Source organism: Actinoplanes sp. KI2 (assembly GCF_025630775.1).
Classification (GTDB): domain Bacteria; phylum Actinomycetota; class Actinomycetes; order Mycobacteriales; family Micromonosporaceae; genus Actinoplanes.
In genome coordinates this window covers 1-747 of the sequence record NZ_JAOSZE010000140.1, presented here as the reverse complement: position 1 = coordinate 747, position 747 = coordinate 1, and the positions used below count along the sequence as shown (strand labels likewise).

The window sequence follows — 747 nt, the reverse complement described above, 5'->3', positions numbered from 1 at the left end:
CCACATTCGTGCGGGACCGCGGGGCTCTGCGTTCCGTGTCAAGAGGATGTTGACACCGGGCTCGGAGGTTTCCTGTGAGTCGGTGACGGGTGCGGCGGCGTGCGATCTACGCGGGCAGGCCACCGGCCTGCCGCTTGACCCCCTGCCCGCCGAGGGCCGCAGAGGCTGCCGGTCAAGGGCGGCCGCTCGCGACCGTGACGTGCAGGACGCGAGCCTGCATGGCCGCATCGACATCCCCGCCACCGCTGCCACCACCGGCCGCCACTGGTGGTGAGCATCAGCAACTTCGGAGACCTGGCAGTCCTGTCGGTGGACAACCCCGGCGTCTGGACCGACGCCGAGGCCGCCGCCCTGCTCCACCCCGACGACGCCCGGCGGGTCCAGACGGCCCTGACCGACCTCGGATATACCGTCATTCCCGAAGAGCCGCTCTGGGCGCCCTACGACGGGGTCTGGGATCCGGCCGTCTTCGGTCCGTCCGAGCCGAGCTGGTGGATCCGCTATTTCGATTACCTTTGAACGAGACAGAACACGAAGATCGTCTAGTCGGAGCTGTCACGGATCATCTGACCCCAATCCGTAACGCATCAACTGAAGCCCGACAGAGCATGCCGAGTCTCAGGACGTCCGTGACAGATCTGTCTCGGGACGTGGGTGACACGTCCGGCTAGAAGATATTGCCGCTGGGTCGCAGGCTAGCGGAAGCGAGGCCGGTCGTCTCTGCGAGTTCTACACTTGATCACGAGG

Annotated in this window: 1 protein-coding gene; it reads left to right on the top strand. The window is 66.1% G+C overall.

Annotated elements, in window-relative coordinates:
* The first annotated feature begins 270 nt into the window (after positions 1-270).
* Positions 271-519: a hypothetical protein gene (locus tag ODJ79_RS46660; protein WP_263030195.1), complete on the top strand. Its 249-nt coding sequence runs from the start codon at positions 271-273 to the stop codon at positions 517-519.
* The last annotated feature ends 228 nt before the right edge of the window (positions 520-747 follow it).